The 17,235-nt window shown below is 62.3% G+C and carries 14 protein-coding genes; 8 read left to right on the top strand and 6 right to left on the bottom strand.

The annotated features are described in order from the left end of the window. Positions 1–25: 25 nt before the first annotated feature. The gene (locus PQQ52_RS31520) at positions 26–1,078 is read right to left on the bottom strand and encodes a LacI family DNA-binding transcriptional regulator (RefSeq protein ID WP_408220449.1); all 1,053 of its coding nucleotides are present in this window, start codon (positions 1,076–1,078) and stop codon (positions 26–28) included. Positions 1,079–1,416: 338 nt separating this feature from the next. Here PQQ52_RS31520 and PQQ52_RS31515 point away from each other — a divergent pair, with 338 nt between their 5' ends. Next, the gene (locus PQQ52_RS31515; protein ID WP_408220422.1) at positions 1,417–2,397 is read left to right on the top strand and encodes an aldose 1-epimerase; all 981 of its coding nucleotides are present in this window, start codon (positions 1,417–1,419) and stop codon (positions 2,395–2,397) included. Position 2,398: 1 nt separating this feature from the next. On the opposite strand, the gene PQQ52_RS31510 is transcribed toward PQQ52_RS31515, so the two are convergent. Together PQQ52_RS31510 and PQQ52_RS31505 are read right to left on the bottom strand one after the other, a co-directional pair. Further along, the gene (locus tag PQQ52_RS31510) at positions 2,399–3,196 is read right to left on the bottom strand and encodes an endonuclease/exonuclease/phosphatase family protein (protein WP_408220420.1); all 798 of its coding nucleotides are present in this window, start codon (positions 3,194–3,196) and stop codon (positions 2,399–2,401) included. Positions 3,197–3,279: 83 nt separating this feature from the next. Beyond that, positions 3,280–3,786: a hypothetical protein gene (locus tag PQQ52_RS31505; protein ID WP_408220418.1), complete on the bottom strand. Its 507-nt coding sequence runs from the start codon at positions 3,784–3,786 to the stop codon at positions 3,280–3,282. Positions 3,787–4,077: 291 nt separating this feature from the next. Between PQQ52_RS31505 and PQQ52_RS31500 the strand changes: the two genes are divergently transcribed. The 4 genes from PQQ52_RS31500 to PQQ52_RS31485 all read left to right on the top strand — a co-directional run bounded on the left by PQQ52_RS31500 (position 4,078) and on the right by PQQ52_RS31485 (position 8,662). After that, the gene (locus tag PQQ52_RS31500; protein ID WP_408220416.1) at positions 4,078–5,055 is read left to right on the top strand and encodes an AAA family ATPase; all 978 of its coding nucleotides are present in this window, start codon (positions 4,078–4,080) and stop codon (positions 5,053–5,055) included. A 429-nt stretch (positions 5,056–5,484) separates the two neighbouring features. Next, complete coding sequence (locus PQQ52_RS31495) at positions 5,485–6,591, top strand: NAD(P)/FAD-dependent oxidoreductase (protein WP_408220414.1); 1,107 nt, start codon at positions 5,485–5,487, stop codon at positions 6,589–6,591. 201 nt (positions 6,592–6,792) lie between these two features. Beyond that, the gene (locus PQQ52_RS31490; protein ID WP_408220412.1) at positions 6,793–7,104 is read left to right on the top strand and encodes a high-potential iron-sulfur protein; all 312 of its coding nucleotides are present in this window, start codon (positions 6,793–6,795) and stop codon (positions 7,102–7,104) included. Between the two features lie 265 nt (positions 7,105–7,369). Next, complete coding sequence (locus PQQ52_RS31485; RefSeq protein WP_408220410.1) at positions 7,370–8,662, top strand: MFS transporter; 1,293 nt, start codon at positions 7,370–7,372, stop codon at positions 8,660–8,662. A gap of 4 nt (positions 8,663–8,666) precedes the next feature. Here PQQ52_RS31485 and PQQ52_RS31480 read toward each other — a convergent pair whose 3' ends face one another. Next, positions 8,667–10,187, bottom strand: coding sequence for an amidase (locus PQQ52_RS31480; protein WP_408220408.1), 1,521 nt, complete (start codon positions 10,185–10,187; stop codon positions 8,667–8,669). 245 nt (positions 10,188–10,432) lie between these two features. Next, positions 10,433–11,131, bottom strand: coding sequence for a dienelactone hydrolase family protein (locus PQQ52_RS31475; RefSeq protein ID WP_408220406.1), 699 nt, complete (start codon positions 11,129–11,131; stop codon positions 10,433–10,435). Positions 11,132–11,405: 274 nt separating this feature from the next. Between PQQ52_RS31475 and PQQ52_RS31470 the strand changes: the two genes are divergently transcribed. The 3 genes from PQQ52_RS31470 to PQQ52_RS31460 all read left to right on the top strand — a co-directional run bounded on the left by PQQ52_RS31470 (position 11,406) and on the right by PQQ52_RS31460 (position 15,246). Next, positions 11,406–12,509, top strand: coding sequence for an NAD(P)H-dependent flavin oxidoreductase (locus PQQ52_RS31470; protein ID WP_408220404.1), 1,104 nt, complete (start codon positions 11,406–11,408; stop codon positions 12,507–12,509). A 433-nt stretch (positions 12,510–12,942) separates the two neighbouring features. After that, the gene (locus PQQ52_RS31465) at positions 12,943–14,088 is read left to right on the top strand and encodes a branched-chain amino acid ABC transporter substrate-binding protein (RefSeq protein WP_408220402.1); all 1,146 of its coding nucleotides are present in this window, start codon (positions 12,943–12,945) and stop codon (positions 14,086–14,088) included. A gap of 141 nt (positions 14,089–14,229) precedes the next feature. Beyond that, positions 14,230–15,246 (top strand): cupin-like domain-containing protein, encoded by a 1,017-nt coding sequence (locus PQQ52_RS31460; protein ID WP_408220400.1) that lies wholly within the window; start codon positions 14,230–14,232, stop codon positions 15,244–15,246. A 219-nt stretch (positions 15,247–15,465) separates the two neighbouring features. Here the strand turns inward: PQQ52_RS31460 and PQQ52_RS31455 are convergent, their stop codons facing one another. Next, positions 15,466–17,169 (bottom strand): collagen-like triple helix repeat-containing protein, encoded by a 1,704-nt coding sequence (locus PQQ52_RS31455; protein WP_408220398.1) that lies wholly within the window; start codon positions 17,167–17,169, stop codon positions 15,466–15,468. Positions 17,170–17,235: the final 66 nt, after the last annotated feature.

The following is a 17,235-nucleotide window of genomic DNA, read 5'->3' as shown; positions in this document are numbered from 1 at the left end:
TTATTCCATCGAGAATTATTATCGGTCAATCACTAATAATATTAATTATTGGCTTTTCTGCCTCGGTAATTACCCTGACCGAGCTGCGTTCGACGAGCGGCCCGTCGAGTTTCACCAGCCGATGCCGCACCGGCGCGCCGGCTGCGCGGTTGTGTTCGTCCTGCAACAAGGTTTCGACAGCCCAGCGTCCCAGCTCGTAGTTCGGCAGCACCACGGTCGACAGAGGTGGGTGGGTATGGCGGGCGATTTCCTGGTCGTCGTAGCCGAGCACGGACACGTCTTCGGGCACGCGCAGGCCGAGTTGTTTCAGTGCTTCGATCGCGCCGAGCGCGGTCAGGTCGTTGGCGCAGAAAATGGCGGTCGGCGGATGTGCCTCGCGCATCAGGGAGAGCGTCATTTCGAAGCCGACCCCTGAGCTCCAGTCGCCGTCACGCACCAGTTCCGGCGCGTACGGCAGATCGGCGGTGGCGAGCGCGGTGCGATAGCCCTTGAGGCGGTCTTTCGAGGCATCCTGCCAGGGCTCGCCGTTGATATAGCCGATCCGCCGATGCCCCGACTGCAGCAGATAGTCGGTCGCGAGGTGGCCGCCGGCGACTTCGGCGGGCACCACGGACGAAAACCCGCCTTCGCTCGTGTAGCAGTTCAGCAGCACGGTGGGCACCTGCGAGAGCGCCGCCGGCAGGGTGACCTTGCGGGTGTACACGGTCGCGTAGATCACGCCGAACACGTGCGGGTTCGACAGCGTCGCGTCGAGTACCTGCTTTTCGATATCGGCGTTGCCGTGCGTCGAGTAGACGGCCAGCATCTTGCCGCTCGCATAGGCCGCATCGCGCGCGCCGTCCACATTGACGACGGGGTGCGGGCTGGTGGAAATCTCGTCGGCGAGATAGACGATCAGGTTGCGTTCGTCGTTCGAAGCCGAGACCGGCTCGCGCAGCGAAAGCCGGTAGCCGAGGTCGTGCGCGGCCTTCAGCACCTTGTTGCGAGTGGTCTCGGAGAATTTCGCGCCGGTCGCGTTGTTCAGGACCAGCGAGACAGTGGATTGCGACACGCCGGTGATCTTGGCGATGTCGGTCATGGTCGGACGGCGTTGAGTCGATTTTTTCATTGTGCGGGCCGCGCTGTAGCGGCGCGATAGCAGGAGCATGCCGATGGCACTTGTGGTGCTGACGGTACCACTAATAATATGCGCGCGGCAACGCGCGCTAACCCGCCATTTGGGAGTTTTGGTAAGGCAATGGCTGGCTCGTTCTAACAAATTTATTACTAATAATATTGACCGATATGCTTTGGCGTGCGATTCTCGGTCGCGCGGACCATGGCGGTTCGCCGGCCACGCGTTATGCGCGGCATGTCATAGGAGACATTGATGCGCGTTCATGCCGCCATCCGCCTGAGGCCCTGCCTTTTCTGACCATGCGCGACGTTTCCTTGAATTCGATCCGGCCATTCGCAACCGGGCTCACGTGGCTCGACGACCCCGCGATCGCCCCCACGCTTGTCACGCTGACGGCAGGGGCCATGCGAGTCGTAATCGCGCCTGAAGTTGGCGGCGCGCTGGCGGCTTACTACGAATCGACGCCTGAAGGCCCGCTGCACTGGTTGCGGCCGGCCACGCAAGCGGCGTTCGATGAACGCGATCCGCTTCGCATGGCGAGCTTTCCGCTCTTTCCCTACTGCAACCGGATTCGCGACGCGCGTTTCCCGTTCGACGGCGGCACCGTCGATCTGAGCGGCAATGACCTGCGTTTTGCGCACGCGCTGCATGGCAATGCGTGGCGGCATCCGTGGCAGGTGGGGGCGCGCACGGAAAGCTCGGTGGAACTGCACTTCGACCACGAACCGGATGCGAGGCAGCCCGGCGACTGGCCGTTCCGTTATCGCGCGCGGCAGCGCATCGAGTTGATCGGCGGCGCGCTGTGCATCACGCTGTCCGCCCAGAATCTGGGGGATCGGCCGATGCCCTTCGGCATGGGCCATCACCCGTACTATCCACGCACTGCGCAGACCCGCGTCTATGCCGACGTGCAAGACATGTGGCATGCCGACGCCGACGTGCTGCCGACGCATCTTGGCCCGCACCCCGCGGTCGAGGCGCTGCGCCACGGCATGTCGCCGGACGCGTTCGAGCTCGACAATAACTTCGCTAACTGGTCGCGCGAGGCGACGATTGCGTGGCCCGACGAACACCGTCAACTGACGATGACCGCCGATGCGCCTTTCAATCACATGGTGGTATTCGCGCCGGCCAACGATCCGCAACTGTGCGTGGAACCGGTGACCAACACCACCGATTGCTTCAACGCGGTCGGCATGCAGGAACAGGTGGGTGGCTGCGTGTTGCAGCCGGGCGAGGAGATCGCCGCAACGCTGAACTGGACGCCGCGAAGAGGCTAGCTCACTCGACCCGCAACCGCGCCATATACGGCAAGTGATCCGAGAGCCACGCGGTTTCCTGCGTTGGCTGGATCCATTCGACCGGTTTCATGCCGCGCACGAACATCTTGTCGAGCGCGAGCGCTGGCGAGAAGGCCGGAAACGTGCGGCCCGATTCACCGAGCAGCGTCGCCACTTCCTGCAAGCCGTGTTCGGCGAAGAGCGGTACCGAGTCGTTGCGCCAGTCGTTGAAGTCGCCGGCTAGCACCAGCGGACCCTCCGGCGCTTCCTTCGCGATCCAGTGCGCGATCCAGTTCATCTGCCGCAAGCGCGCCGAGCGTGTGAGCGCGAGGTGCGCGCACAGCAGCGTGACCGAATGACCGCCGAAGGTCGCCCGCGCCACCAGCAGTCCGCGCTTTTCGAAGCGATGCGCGGAGATATCCCAGCGGCCGCCGAGATCGAGCGGATGCGGCGACAAAATCGCATTACCGTGTCGCCACGACGGCTTGAACACGTTCGGCCCAAGCGCGATTTCGAGTTCGGCCGCGCGTGCGATTTCGGTGGCCTGACAATGCCAGACGTCGCTCAATGGATCGGCGAGTGGCTCGCCGAAACTGCTCGCCAGGATCGGCGAAGGCATGCGTCGCGCCATGGCTTCCTGTAAAAAATACGCGTCCGCGTGGGTCGACTGAACCCAGCGCTGCATCGCCTGCCAGGCCTGAAAGCCGAGCGGTGTGCGGCCCTTATGCAGATTCCAGCTCACCGCAATGAAATCCTTGGGCGCTACGCTCTCGCGGATCAATTCTTCTGGGTTTCGCATGCCGCGTTGTCCACGTGTTCTGTTGAGGCTTCGGTTATTCGCTTCAATTCGCTTTGATTCGCGCGGGCCCGCGCGGGTTTGCGCTAATTCGGACTGTTTGCGAGGCTTGCACGCACGCGGTAAGCGAGGTTCGGATTCTTATCGACGATCGTCCAGCTGGCCCACTGTCCCGCCGGCACCTTCAGGCCCGGATGGCTTGCGCTCACCTGACGCGGTTGCGGCGGCAGCTTGCAGCCGGTGTCGGTCTGTTGCGCGGTGTCGTCTTCGAACGTTTCCTGGGCTTCGATCGACAGCGTGACCGCATTCGCGTCCGCCTGCAGCGGCGAGACCGTCAGCGTGCGCGCCAGATCGATGCTGCCGCCGGGTTGGTCTTTACAGCCGACGTTATGCTGCACCACCTTGTGATGCGTGTCCGTGCGGGCCTGGCCGACGGTGGTGGTGCCTTCGAACGCGTCGATCTGCTGGCCGTCCCGCATGACCTGCAACTGCCATTGCACGACCTGCTGCGCCGACTGCTGTTGCGCGTTCGCAAGCGGCGAAGTGCCGAACAGTGTGGCGGCTAGCACCGCGACGATACTGGTTTTCCACATAGAAGGAGTCTCCGGTCACTGCGTCCGGCAGAGTAATCAGAAGGCCATCTTACGCCTGATGGGCTGAACGCTTTTCTGACACGTGAAACGGGGCCGGGTTCAGCAACACACCATTTCGCGGGCAGGGGAATCCGCGGGGGACTTCCTCCGGGGCGTCGCCGGAAACAGACCGTTGTTAGCAGCAGAGCCGCATGACTGCTGGCTTGCACGCGAATATGTCCTCGTTACACTGGGCTTGAAACGGTGCCCACCAGGTGCCGCAGCAGCAAGACCAGCCAGACGGGGTAAGCGATGACAACAGCAATGGTCAAACAGGAAATCGCCGTGGCATCTTTCAGCCGGGTATACGACCTCGATCAGGTCGAAACCGCGCTGAACGATCTCGGCGAAGGCGCGAACGAGGCACTGCGCGCCACGTACGAAAAGATGCTGAAAACCGGCAATCTGCGCTTCTGCGTCAAGCCGAACCGGATGCCGTCGATCGACGATCTGATCGACGCACTGCCCAACTTTTCAGCGCCGCTCGACGACATCCGCAAGCAGGTCGCCTTGTGTATCGAGACCGAAGACCGGCTCGAACTGATGCCGATCCTGCTGCTCGGCGATCCTGGCATCGGCAAGACGCACTTTGCCAAGCAGCTGGCGCGTCTGCTCGGCACCGCCTACCAATACGTGGCGATGAGCTCGCTGACGGCGGGGTGGATTCTGTCGGGTGCCTCATCGCAGTGGAAGAACGCGAAGCCAGGCAAGGTGTTCGATGCGCTCGTGAATGGCAGCTACGCGAACCCCGTGATCGCGGTCGACGAAATCGACAAGGCCACCGGTGATTCGCAATACGATCCGCTTGGCGCGCTTTACGCGTTGCTCGAGCACGATACGGCGCAGACCTTCATCGACGAATTCGCCGAAATTCCGATCAATGCCGGCCACGTGATCTGGATCGCGACGGCGAACGACGAGCGCTCGATCCCGGAGCCGATTCTGAACCGGATGAACGTGTACGAGATTCCGCCGCCGGACCATCACGGCGCGCGCCGTATCGCCCAATCGATCTACGACGAGATTCGCTCGGCGCATAACTGGGGTCTGCGCTTTCCCGGCACGCTCGGCGACGCCGCGCTCGATGCGCTGAAGCTGGCATCGCCGCGTGAAATGCGGCGCGCGATTCTGAATGGCTTTGGCGCCGCACGGATCGATGGGCGTGATCAGATCGACGCTGGCGATATTCGCCTGGATTACGGAAATCGCCGGAAACCGATCGGTTTTTGAGGTTTTTTGGCCTGTTTTCGCCTGAAAGCCGCCTCCGGGCGGCTTTTTTGTGGCCTGAAATCGGGTGTCTATACCGGAAATGCGATGAATGCTTCGGCAATTGTTGCTAATTATGAGATGCGATTGCCTGTCACGACACGGCACCACGCCGCCTCCCGCCGACATGAAGAGTCGAGCGCGGCGACCGTCGACGGCGTACACTGAACTCGTCCGGCCCCTACGTTTAAGACCTGATCAAGACCGAATGCCCGCAGTTGCCCGACTGTGGGCATTTCCGTCTGTGCAGCGTCGTACAATTTTGCAAAGCGATTGCGTAAGGCCAGGTGCGTTCGACAGTGAGCGGTGTGCGGTCCTCCATAGCCGCATCCGGTCTTCATCTATATCGGGTGAATGAGGCAGCGCGCGGCGAGGTCAGCCGCGTCAAGGGACATGGATCAAATCGAATGTGTAGTGATCGGCGCGGGCGTGGTCGGTCTCGCAGTGGCACGCGCACTGGCGGCGCGCGGGCGCGAGGTAATCGTGCTGGAAGCGGCCGAAGCGATTGGCGTGGGCACCAGCTCGCGCAATAGCGAGGTGATTCACGCGGGGATCTACTATCCGCGCGGCTCGCTGAAAGCGGCACTCTGTGTGCGCGGCCGCGAAATGCTTTACGACTACTGCGTCGAGCACAACGTGCCGCATTCGCGCTGCGGCAAATTGCTGGTGGCCACCTCGCGCAGCCAGGTGCCCCAGCTCGAAAGCATCATGGCGAAGGGCCGTGAAAACGGCGTGCTCGATCTGATGCGGATCAACGGCGATCAGGCGCAAGCGCTCGAACCCGCGCTCGAATGTGTCGAGGCCGTGTTCTCGCCGCAGACCGGCATTGTCGATAGTCACCAGTTGATGCTGGCGATTCAGGGCGATGCCGAGCGCGACGGCGCGGTATGTGCGTTCCATGCGCCGGTCGAGGCGATCGAGGCGAGCAACGCCCGCTTCATCATCAAGGTAGGTGGCAGCGCGCCGACCACGATCAGCGCCGCTTGCGTGATCAACAGCGCCGGGTTGTACGCGAACGCGCTGGCGCGCACGATTCGCGGCCTCGACGCGCGCCATGTGCCGCCGCTCTACCTCGCGCGCGGCAACTACTTCAGCATCTCGGGGCGCGCGCCGTTCAGCCGGCTGATCTACCCGATGCCGAACGAAGCCGGCCTCGGCGTGCATCTGACGATCGATCTCGGCGGCCAGGCGCGATTCGGTCCCGACGTCGAATGGGCCGATGCGATCAATTACGACGTCGATCCGCGTCGTGCGGATTCCTTTTACTCGGCGATTCGCGCGTACTGGCCCGCGCTTCCCGACGATGCCCTGCAACCCGCTTATGCGGGGATTCGTCCGAAGCTCTCAGGCCCAGGCGAGCCCGCCGCCGACTTCGTGATCCAGGGTCCGGCCGCGCATGGCGTGCGCGGGCTCGTCAATCTGTTCGGTATTGAATCGCCCGGACTCACGGCCTCGCTCGCGATCGCTCAGCGTGTCTGCGAACTGAGTGGGCGCGCTTAATTGTCGCACCCCTGAATGCTCGCCGCGCTGCTCACGTCATGCGATCCCGCGGCATTTCGCGCTCGAAACACGCGCGCGAGGTCGTACCAATTCGGTTATCTCTATCATTTGGGTCGTCACGCGCGACGGCTTCATTGCTATCCTTGGGGACCGCTGTCATCAGAACGGCGATCAGTTCAATATAAATGGAGTGAGTCCCCCATGAAATCTTCCCGTCGTACGTTTTTGATCACCAGCATTGGTGTTGCCTCCACCTTCGCTCTGTCGCGCCAGGCTTTTGCCGATGCACCGAAGGTCGCCGAGACCGACCCGACCGCGCAAGCGCTCGGCTACAAGGCTGACGCAAGCAAAGTCGACAAGGCCAAGTACGCGAAATACGCGGCGGGTCAGGACTGCGGCAACTGCAGCTTCTACCAGGGCAAACCGACTGACGCCTACGCGGGTTGCCCGATGTTTGCGGGCAAGCAGGTCGCGAGCAAGGGTTGGTGCAGCGCATATAACAAGAAGGCCTGATTACGCTCCAGCCGCGCGCACATTCAGTGTCGCGGCAAATGCGCCGCAACATCATGGCGCCGGACTGCGGTCCGATCATCGAGGCGTCTGCTGCCCTGAGCAACAGACGCCTTTTTGTTGATTGAAAACAGCTTGCGCGCTCTTTACACTCCAATCCGATTGCCGCGGTTGGTGCTGTTTTTTCTCGCTCGCGCTAAAGCACGCCGACGCATATCTACGCTGAGACGCCCTACCACGCGACACTTTTCGCAGGCTGGAGATTCGAATGGCACCAGCGTCAAGGAGCCTCAATACACGCGCCGTCGTGGCGGCTGTGATTGGCAATGCACTCGAATGGTACGACCTCACCGTGTTCGGCTTCCTCACGGTGGTGATCGCACAATTGTTCTTCCCGGCAGGCAACGACTATTCGTCGATGCTGCTGACCACCGCAACCTTCGGTGTGGCGTTCGTCATGCGGCCGATCGGCGGCATCGTCCTTGGGCTTTATGCGGATCGGGCGGGGCGCAAGGCGGCGCTGTCGCTCGTCATTGGGCTGATGACGCTCGGCATTCTGCTGCTGGCGATTGCCCCGCCGTATTCGGCGATCGGCATCGGCGCGCCTTTGATGATTGTGCTCGGGCGTTTGTTGCAGGGCTTTTCCGCCGGTGGTGAATTCGGCAGTTCTACTGCTTTGCTGATCGAAGCAGCGCCGTTCTCGAAGCGCGGCTTCTACGGCAGTTGGCAGATGGCGAGCCAGGCGGCGGCGCTTCTGCTCGGTGCCGTGGTTGGCGCATTGATCACGCGCGGCCTCTCGCCCGAGGCATTGAAGTCCTGGGGTTGGCGCGTACCGTTCATTCTGGGCTTGATCATCGGACCGATCGGCTTGTATATCCGCCGGCATCTCTCCGATTCGGAAGCCTTTCTACTTGCGCAAAAAACGGCGCGGCGCGCGACGCTCGGCGAAGTGTTCACGAGCCATAGCCGTGAAGTGTTGTGCGGACTCGGCGCGGTGATCGCGCTCACCGTGACGGTCTATGTGCTGATCAGCTATCTGCCGACCTTCGCGGTCAAGCAACTGAAGTTGCCCTATGCGCAATCCTTTTATGCGGTGATCGTAGGCAATCTGCTGTTAACGGTGCTTTCGCCGCTGACGGGTGCATGGTCGGACAGGATCGGACGCAAGGGGCTTTCGCTGTGGTCGCTGGTACTGACGCTCGTGATCATCTACCCGCTGTTCGCGTGGCTCGCGGCGGAGCCGAGCGTGTCGAAACTGATTCTCGTGCAGGCGCTTCTGTCGATCGCGCTGTCCGGCTATTACGGACCGTTCGGCGCGTTGATTGCCGAACTGTTCCCGGCGAACGTGCGCTCGATTGGTTTATCGCTCGCGTACAACGTCGCGGTGATGCTGTTCGGCGGCTTCGGGCCTTTCGTCGTGACGTGGCTCATCAACACCACGGGTTCGCCGCTCGCGCCGACTTACTACGTGATGGGCGGACTGGCGTTATCGATTGTTGCGGTGGCCTGTATCCCCGGCAAGCACCATGCGGATCTCGACGCACAGCGCAAACCGGCCTGAACATCTAGCTGCGCGCCTGTATCAACGGCGGCCGTTTGTCGAACCACGGCCGCGCCGCTTCGAGTTGCGCGGCCAGTCGCAACAGCGTAGCTTCACCGCCTTCGCGCGTGGCGAACTGCACACCAATAGGCAATCCGCGCGCGTTCCAGTAAAGCGGCACCGACATCGCCGGTTGCCCGCTCAGATTGAACAATTCCGTACACCCCGCCCATGCGAATGCCTTGTTCGACGCTTCGGCTAGCAGCTTCTTCATCAGGGCTTCGAGCGGCATCGCCGTGACAGCGCGCATCTGCATCCGCTCGGCTGACGTCGGCTGCATTTCGCCGATCTTGATCGGTGAGCCGGCGAGCGTCGCGCACAGAAGCACGTCGTAGCGGTTCAGCAAATCGGTGAGGCGTTCGGTGATGCGGCGCTGTTCTTCCAGTGCGCTGGGCAAGCCGCGCTCGCCGAGTTTGCGGCCGACATGCGCCATGGCCCACGTCGAGATTTCGAATTCGTCGCGCAGCGGTTTGCGGCCGGTGATGCGATCGGCGTTCAGCACCATTTCTTCCGCCGTCACCGACCAGAGCATCAGGAATGCATGGCGGACTGCCGCGAAATCGATGTCCAGCGACACCGGTTCGATGTTATGGCCGAGTGAACTGGCGAGTTGCGCGGCGTCTTCGAGCGCGGCGCGCGAGTCGGCAGAGAGCGAGGGCGCCAGCATCGAATCGGTGACGTAGGCAATGTTCAACGGCTTGCATGGCTCGCGGCTTGCGCCCAGGAAAGTGCCGGGTGCGCCGAGTGGTCTGTCCGCGTTGCCTGCCAGCAGATCGAGCAGCAACGCGCTGTCGCGCACGCTGCGCGATACCGCGTGATCGATACCGAGTTCACCGACGGCGGCGGTTGGCGTGGCGCGCGGCACACGTCCGCGGGACGGCTTGAGGCCGAACAGTCCGCAACATGAAGCGGGAATGCGGATCGAGCCGCCGCCATCCGATGCATGCGCGAGCGGCACGATGCCCGCGGCGACCGCCGCGGCCGCACCGCCGCTGGACCCGCCGGGCGTATGGTCGAGATTCCACGGATTGCGGCACGCGCCGAACAGTTCGGGCTCCGTATAAGGCATCTGACCGAGTTCCGAGGTGCTGGTCTTGGCGAAGATATTGAGGCCGGCCGCTTTTGCGAGCGCGACGACTGGCGCGTCCTCGGTAGGAATGAAGTGACGATAGTGACGGCTGCCCATCGCCATGCGCAGCCCGGCGACCGCTGCGCCCAGATCCTTGATCAGATAGGGCACACCCGCGAGTGCTGCCTGCGCGCTTCCCCTATCCGTATTGTTCGCACCATTCGCTCTGTTTGCATCGTCACGCGAAGCACGCTGACGCGCGGCGTCGTAGTCCTTCAGGACGATCGCATTGATCGCGGGATTGACGGCTTCGGTGCGGGAGATCGCGATGTCCAGCAACTCGCGCGCGCTTGCTTCGCGGCTTCGAACCAGTTCGGCGAGGCCGATGGCGTCATGAGCGAGATAGTCTGATTGCACGACGGAGGGGCCCTCACTATCGAGTGTTGGATCTGCCGGTTGCCTATGCGCATGATGAACGGCTGTGCCGGACGTCCCGTCGTCCCCAGTTCGTCGATACGCATGGAAGAAAGACGACGCGCCGATGGCACGTCGTCTTTGAGAGAGTAACCCAGTACAGGCGCACGTTGCAGCCGCCGATTAAAGTCGCGAATGACTGGCGCAAGCTGCGAGCACCGGTTACAGCCGCGAGTTACAGCCGCGAGTTACAGCCGTTCACCGAGGAAGGTCAGCGTGCGGCCATGCGCGAGCGCCGAAGCGGGCTGGTTATACGATGCGCGATCCGAGCAGTTGAAGCCGTGATCGGCGTTCGGATAGATGTTGAATTCCGCATCGGCGCGACCCGCGAAGCGCTCCTGAATCTGGCCGACAGCCGACAGCGGAATATGCGCGTCGAGTTCGCCGTAGTGGAATTGCATCGGCACTTTGATCTTCGCGGCCTGATCGAGCTTGTTCTGGATGCCACCGCCGTAATACGCGACCGCGCCGTCGAGCGTACCTTGCGCGGCTGCCAGATACGCGAGTTGACCGCCGAAGCAGAAGCCGATCGCCGCAATCTTGCCGGTCACTTCCGGCATGGCGCGCAGCGCTGCGGCGGCTGCGCCGATATCGGCCACCGCCAGGTCGACATTGGTCTTTTGCATCAACTCGATGCCTTTCTCACGATCCGCACCGTCATACGTCAATTCGACGCGCGGCTGTACGCGCCAGAACACGTCCGGCGCAAGCGCGACATAGCCGTCTTGCGCGTACTGATCCGCGATCGAACGGATATGGCTGTTCACGCCGAAGATTTCCTGAATGATGATGACGGCCGGTCCCTTGCCGCCTTTGGGCAGTGCCAGATAGCCGCCGAAACTGTCGTTGCCGGCGGGAATGTCGATCCAGCGGGAAGTCGTGCTCATGTTGCTCTCCATTTACCCGTGCGTTGATGCGCGGGGTCGGTCTGAATGAATGCCAGAGGCTTGAATACCTGAAGCGGCCGATCAGTTTGCCATCAAAAGAAACGCCGTGCAGCGAGGCCGCGCGCGCCCTTACGACGCTCGTAGCACCGCGACCATCTCGTAAGACGATTGAAACATTCTCGATAATTCATTTCCCCGTCGTGGCCTCGCTCGGTACAGTCCGGAGTATCTGCTTGCCCGTGTCGCGAGCGCGTTGTCGGAAAAGGAAACGAACATGAACGCAGGCAATTTTGTGACGCCGTTCGCGGCGCGTTTCGAGTTGCGCGTGCCGGTTGTACAGGCGCCGATGGCCGGCGGCGCGACGACGCCCGCGATGGTCGCCGCGGTATCGAATGCCGGCGGCCTGGGCTTTCTGGCGGCGGCAGCGCTGTCGCCCGAGAAGATCGCGAGCGAAGTCGCGGCGATTCGCGCGCTGACGGATCGTCCGTTCGGCGTGAATCTGTTTGTATTGGAGTCGGCTGCGCCGGACGAAGCCACCGTGCGCCAAGCGCTCGAAGCAATCGATCCGCTGCGCGCGGACCTCGGTTTGCCGTCGGGCCAGCCGCTCGAACGTTACGCGCCGGATTTTCGCGCGCAACTGGACATGCTGATCGAATTGCGCGTGCCGGTGGTGAGCTTCACGTTCGGGCTGCTTTCCGCCGAGGACGTCGCTCGTCTGCATGCAAACGGCCTATATGTAATTGGCACCGCGACGCATGTGGCCGAAGGTGTCGCCTGGCGCGACGCGGGCGCCGATGCAATCGCCGCGCAAGGCGCGGAGGCCGGCGCGCATCGCGGCACCTTCATCGGCGCATTCGAGGAGGCGCTGGTCGGCACCATGGCGCTCGTACCGCAACTCGTCGATGCGACCGGCCTGCCGGTCCTGGCCGCGGGCGGCATCATGGACGGACGCGGCATCGTCGCCGTGCTCGCCTTGGGCGCGCAAGCCGCGGTGATGGGCACCGCGTTCCTCACCTGTCTGGAGAGTGCGATACCGCAGGCATGGAAAACCCGCGTACGTTCAATGTCCGACACGTCGACCTCCGTGACGCGCGCGATCACCGGCCGTCATGCGCGCGGCATACGCAATCCGTTGATGCAGCGCTTGAGCGGGTCGGCGGATAAGGTCGCACCGTATCCAGTGCAAAACGCCTTGACTCAGGAACTACGGCAAACCGCGAGCCGCGCGGATAACGGCGACTATCTGTCGCTCTGGTCTGGCCAGGGCGCGCCGCTTGGCCGCAAGCGCCGGGAAGGCCTCGGTGCTGCCGAACTGGTCGGGCAACTCGAGCAGGAATGGCACGCGGCATTAGCACGGATCGCCGCGCTCAAACGTTGATTCAGCCTGACTCAAGCGTGTCTTGCAGCGATCTGCGACGCGCCTTGTTTTTAAACGCAAAGCCTATTTGAACCATTAACGGTTTAAAGCACTAAAAGCTTTAGGCTTTGCCGTTAGACGAAACTCTCACCTGGCGGAAACCCGCATGGGTTGGTGCTTTCCAGCCTGTCTGTCCGCCCGTAATAGGTCTCTGTTGGATAAACGCTATTAGTGTTCATCCCACTTCCTCAAAAAAGTCCCACAATTTAATTTGATGGCCTACACTTGCGCGCAAGTACGGGTTGCCGCCTGCCACAAACAGGTTGGTGAACGTACTGGCCAAGTGCATGAACGATGCAACCGGCGTGGTCGTCCACGGGACTGAGCGACACGTGTAGGGACGCGGGGGCACAGGGCGATTACGTTGTTTTTGGGACCGAAACTGGAGACTTACATGAACATCAAGATTCAAAAGCTGTTGCCGATCAGCGCCGCGGCGATGCTGTTCGCTACGTTGGCAACTTCGGCTGTGGCCGACACGGTCGTCAAGATCGGTCACGTTGCGCCGCTGACTGGCGGTATTGCTCACCTGGGTAAAGACAACGAAAACGGCGCGCGCCTGGCAGTTGAGGAAATCAACGCCAAGGGCCTGACGATCGGTGGCCAGAAGATCACGCTGCAACTCGACGCACAAGACGACGCAGCTGACCCGCGTACGGCTACGCAAGTCGCGCAGAAGCTGGTCGACGATAAGGTCGTCGCAGTGGTTGGCCACTTGAACTCGGGTACCTCGATTCCGGCTTCGAAGATCTATAGCGATGCTGGCATCGTGCAGATCTCGCCGTCGGCAACGAACCCGGCTTACACGCAACAAGGTTTCAAGACGACGTACCGCGTCGTGGCGACCGATGCGCAACAAGGTCCGGCACTGGCTAACTACGCATCCAAGACCATGAAGATGAAGAGCGTCGCGATCGTCGACGACTCGACCGCTTATGGCCAGGGTCTCGCCAACGAATTCGAGAAGACCGCCAAGTCGCTCGGCATGAACGTGATGTCGCATGACGCGACGAACGACAAGGCTGTCGACTTCCGCGCAATTCTGACGAAGATCAAGGGCGAAAACCCGGATGCGATCATGTACGGCGGCATGGACGCCACCGGCGGCCCGTTCGCCAAGCAAGCCAAGCAGCTCGGCCTGCGCGCGAAGGTGCTGGCAGGTGACGGCGTGTGTACCGACAAGCTGTCGGACCTGGCTGGCGACGCAACCGACAACATCGTCTGCTCGGAAGCCGGTATGGCGCTCGAGAAGATGGCTGGCGGCGCAGCGTTCCTCTCCAAGTATCAGAAGCGTTTCGGTCAGCCGATCCAGATCTACGCTCCGTTCACGTATGACGCTGTGTACATCATCGTCGACGCAATGAAGCGTGCGAACTCGACCGATCCGGCGAAGATCCTGGCAGCAATGCCGAGCACCGACTACAAGGGTGTGATCGGTGAAACCACGTTCGACTCGAAGGGCGACCTTCAACACGGCGTGATCTCGCTGTATGACTACAAGGGCGGCAAGAAAACGCTGCTCGACGTAGTGAAGATGTAAAAGCCGCATGGCGGAAGACAGCTTTGTTTGTCTTCGGTCAGGTAGTTAAAAGGCACGCGCGCCGTATGGCTCGCGTGCCTTTTCTTTTGGACATCTGTGTGTGACGCTGGTGGGTTTGCGAACATCGTTTGGGAGAATGCCGTGACCACTGTGATCCGTTCGATCGATAACGGCTGGCGCCGCTGGATTGCCGAGAATCTGCTGCTCGACGCACCGCCGCCCGGCGTGCATGGTGCGCTGGTCGGACATGGTTTCGATCCGGCCGAAGCGGCGCGTGAAATCGAGGCAGCGCTCGCGAGTCCTTACTTTGAGGGGGCAACACGTTTGCGCAATCGTTTGCGCAAACGCGAATGGATATTGTCGGTGTACGGCACGCTCAATCGCATGCGTGCGGGAAGCGGCGTGATCGAAAGGCGCGAGCGTTTATCGCGCGACGCGTTCTTTGAGCAGTACTACTTTCAGAACCGGCCGGTCATCATCACCGGCGCTTTCGATTTCTGGCCGGCGCGCAGGCAGTGGAGTTTCGACTACTTTCGCGAGCGTTGTGGCGATTGCGAAGTCGAAGTGCAGTTCGGCCGCGAGTCGGATGCGAATTACGAAATCAATCAGCCCAAGCTCAAGCGCATGATGCGCTTTGCCGATTATGTCGATCTCGTCGAGCGCAGCGGCTCGACTAACGATTTCTACATGACGGCCAATAACACCTCGCACAATCGCGCGGCACTCGCGGCGTTATGGGCCGATGTTCCGGCTATCGGCGAATATCTCGATGCCGGATCGCCCGATACCGGGTTTTTCTGGATGGGACCGGCTGGAACGAAGACGCCGTTTCACCATGATCTGACCAATAACTTCATGGCGCAGGTGATCGGACGCAAACAGATCAAGCTGGTGCCGTTGTCCGACACACCGCATATGGCCAACTTTCTCCATTGCTATTCGCAGGTGGACGGCAGCGCGATCGACCACGAGCGTTTCCCGTCGATGCGTAATGCCCATCTGGTGGAGTGCACGCTTGAACCTGGCGAATTGCTGTTTTTGCCGATCGGCTGGTGGCATTACGTGGAAGGACTCGACGCCTCGGTCACGATGACGTTTACCAATTTTCTGCAGCGTAACGACTTCTCGAGTAATTACGTTACGTATCACGAACTGTGATGCGCTGGTGAATGTGCCGGCGTTTTGAATATCTTTGCCGCGGCCGCTTTCACGTGCCGCGTCCGTGTCCTTGCGGTAGTCGCTCCGGATTGCGCATTTCACCCCCCCCCGCCTGTTACAGCGATAAAAAAAACGGCGAACCGGTTGACCCGGTTCGCCGTCCCCCCTTTGGCGCTTGTTTTTTGTCGCGCCGTTATTTGCTGTCGTTATTCATATTCGTTACTTCTTCGTCGTCAGGCCGCCCAGACCGCCGAGCAAGCCGCCGCCCGTGGTGCCGCCAGCAGTGCCCGCCGTGCCGGTCAATGCGCCGGTGACGGTGCTCAGCAAGCCGGTAATCGGCGCAAGCGGGTTGGTGGTCCCGCCGCTACTGCCCGAACCCGCAGCCGACCCGAGGGCGCCTGTCAGCGACGACACCGCAGCTGTTACCGGTGCCAGCGGATTGCCACTGCTGCTGCCGGTCGCGCCGCTCAATGCGCCGGTGACCGAGGTCAGAATGCCTGTCAGCGGTGCCAGCGGGCTGGCCGTGCCGCCGGAGGTGCCGCCGAGGCTGCCGAGGCTTCCGGTCACGGTGCTGAGGACGCTGGTCAGCGGTGCCAGCGGGCTGCCCGAGCCGCCGGAGATGCCGCCGAGACTGCCGGTCACGGTGCTGAGGATGCTGGTCAGGGGGGCCAGCGGACTGCTCGAGCCGCTGCCGCCTGTCAGACCGCCGCTTAAGGTGCCCGGCAACGCGGTGAGAATGCTGGTCAACGGTGCCAGCGGATTGCCCGTAGAGCCGCTGCTGCCGCCCGGATTCAGAATGCCGGTGAGGCCGCCAAGCGGGTTGCCGCTGCTCGAGCCGCCCGCGGTCGGCAGGCCGCCGGCCGAGGTGACGGTGTCGCCGAGCTTGGTCACGACATTGCCGAGATTCTGGCCGATCGGGTTGTTGGTCGCGCTGCCGACCTGGCTACCCGCACTGTCGAGGCCGTGACCGATGGTCGACAGCAATCCGTTCAGCGGTGCACCGAGACCGGTCGTATCGCCGACGGTTTGCGTCGTTTGCGCGAGCGTGCTGGTGATCGGCGTGATCACTGTGCTGACGGTTTGCGTGACTTGCTGGATCGGGCCGTTCGTCAGTTGTGAGGTCAGTTGCGTGCCAAGGCCGCTGACCGCAACGCCGACCGTCGAGACCACGCTGCCGAGCGGCGTGGTCAGCGGACTGAGCGGTGCGGTGGGACCGCTGCCGAGACTCGTCACGAGCTGGCCGGCGCTATTGACCGCCTGGCCTGCGTCGTAAACCAGGCCGCCGCTGCTTGCCAGTGTCGTGCCGAGCGGATCCTTGGAATTGCCGAGCTGGCCAAGGCCGGTCGCCGTGCCTGTGCCGATCGCGGTGACGCCGGCGCCGAGATTCGAAACGACGTTGCCGAGCGCGGTGGTGGTAGCCGGGTTCGCGCCGGGAATCGGCGTGAGGCCAATCTGGCTGCCGACCGCGGAAACGGTTTGGCCGGTCGCGGTGACCACATTGCCGGTGTTCTGAACGACGACGCCAATCGGGTTGGCGCTGGTTGGCGTCGGCGTGGGAGTCGGTGTGGGAGTCGGTGTGGGAGTCGGTGTGGGTGTCGGTGTGGGTGTCGGTGTCGGTGTCGGTGTAGGCGTCGGTGTCGGTGTCGGTGTCGGCGTGGGCGTGGGCGTGGGCGTGGGCGTGGGCGTCGGCGTGGGCGTGGGCGTGGGCGTGGGTGTCGGCGTCGGCGTGGGCGTGGGCGTGGGCGTGGGTGTCGGCGTCGGCGTTCCGCTGCCCGAACCAGAACCCGAACCAGAACCCGAGCCGGAACCCGAGCCCGAACCGCTCCCGGTGCCCGGCTTGACCAGCGTGCTTCCACATCCCGTCAGTAAGATCATTGACGACACGCACATGGCGATCGCCGATAGTTTGAAATTGCGATTCATGGTCTGCTCCCCCGTAATTTGGAAATTGCTGGGGAGCTAACTGCAAGGCCTATGCCATTTATATTT

It is taken from the genome of Paraburkholderia sediminicola, assembly GCF_046030555.1.
In the GTDB taxonomy this organism is placed as follows: domain Bacteria; phylum Pseudomonadota; class Gammaproteobacteria; order Burkholderiales; family Burkholderiaceae; genus Paraburkholderia; species Paraburkholderia sediminicola_E.
Note: the sequence above shows the minus strand (reverse complement) of the source record. Positions and strands in the feature narration are given on the sequence as shown.

Bases quoted from the DNA above. Each gene is read 5' to 3' on its own strand.
- PQQ52_RS31520 (WP_408220449.1), bottom strand. From the start codon at position 1,078: ATGACCGACATCGCCAAGATCACCGGCGTGTCGCAATCCACTGTCTCG.
- PQQ52_RS31515 (WP_408220422.1), top strand. From the start codon at position 1,417: ATGCGCGACGTTTCCTTGAATTCGATCCGGCCATTCGCAACCGGGCTC.
- PQQ52_RS31510 (WP_408220420.1), bottom strand. From the start codon at position 3,196: ATGCGAAACCCAGAAGAATTGATCCGCGAGAGCGTAGCGCCCAAGGAT.
- PQQ52_RS31505 (WP_408220418.1), bottom strand. From the start codon at position 3,786: ATGTGGAAAACCAGTATCGTCGCGGTGCTAGCCGCCACACTGTTCGGC.
- PQQ52_RS31500 (WP_408220416.1), top strand. From the start codon at position 4,078: ATGACAACAGCAATGGTCAAACAGGAAATCGCCGTGGCATCTTTCAGC.
- PQQ52_RS31495 (WP_408220414.1), top strand. From the start codon at position 5,485: ATGGATCAAATCGAATGTGTAGTGATCGGCGCGGGCGTGGTCGGTCTC.
- PQQ52_RS31490 (WP_408220412.1), top strand. From the start codon at position 6,793: ATGAAATCTTCCCGTCGTACGTTTTTGATCACCAGCATTGGTGTTGCC.
- PQQ52_RS31485 (WP_408220410.1), top strand. From the start codon at position 7,370: ATGGCACCAGCGTCAAGGAGCCTCAATACACGCGCCGTCGTGGCGGCT.
- PQQ52_RS31475 (WP_408220406.1), bottom strand. From the start codon at position 11,131: ATGAGCACGACTTCCCGCTGGATCGACATTCCCGCCGGCAACGACAGT.
- PQQ52_RS31470 (WP_408220404.1), top strand. From the start codon at position 11,406: ATGAACGCAGGCAATTTTGTGACGCCGTTCGCGGCGCGTTTCGAGTTG.
- PQQ52_RS31465 (WP_408220402.1), top strand. From the start codon at position 12,943: ATGAACATCAAGATTCAAAAGCTGTTGCCGATCAGCGCCGCGGCGATG.
- PQQ52_RS31455 (WP_408220398.1), bottom strand. From the start codon at position 17,169: ATGAATCGCAATTTCAAACTATCGGCGATCGCCATGTGCGTGTCGTCA.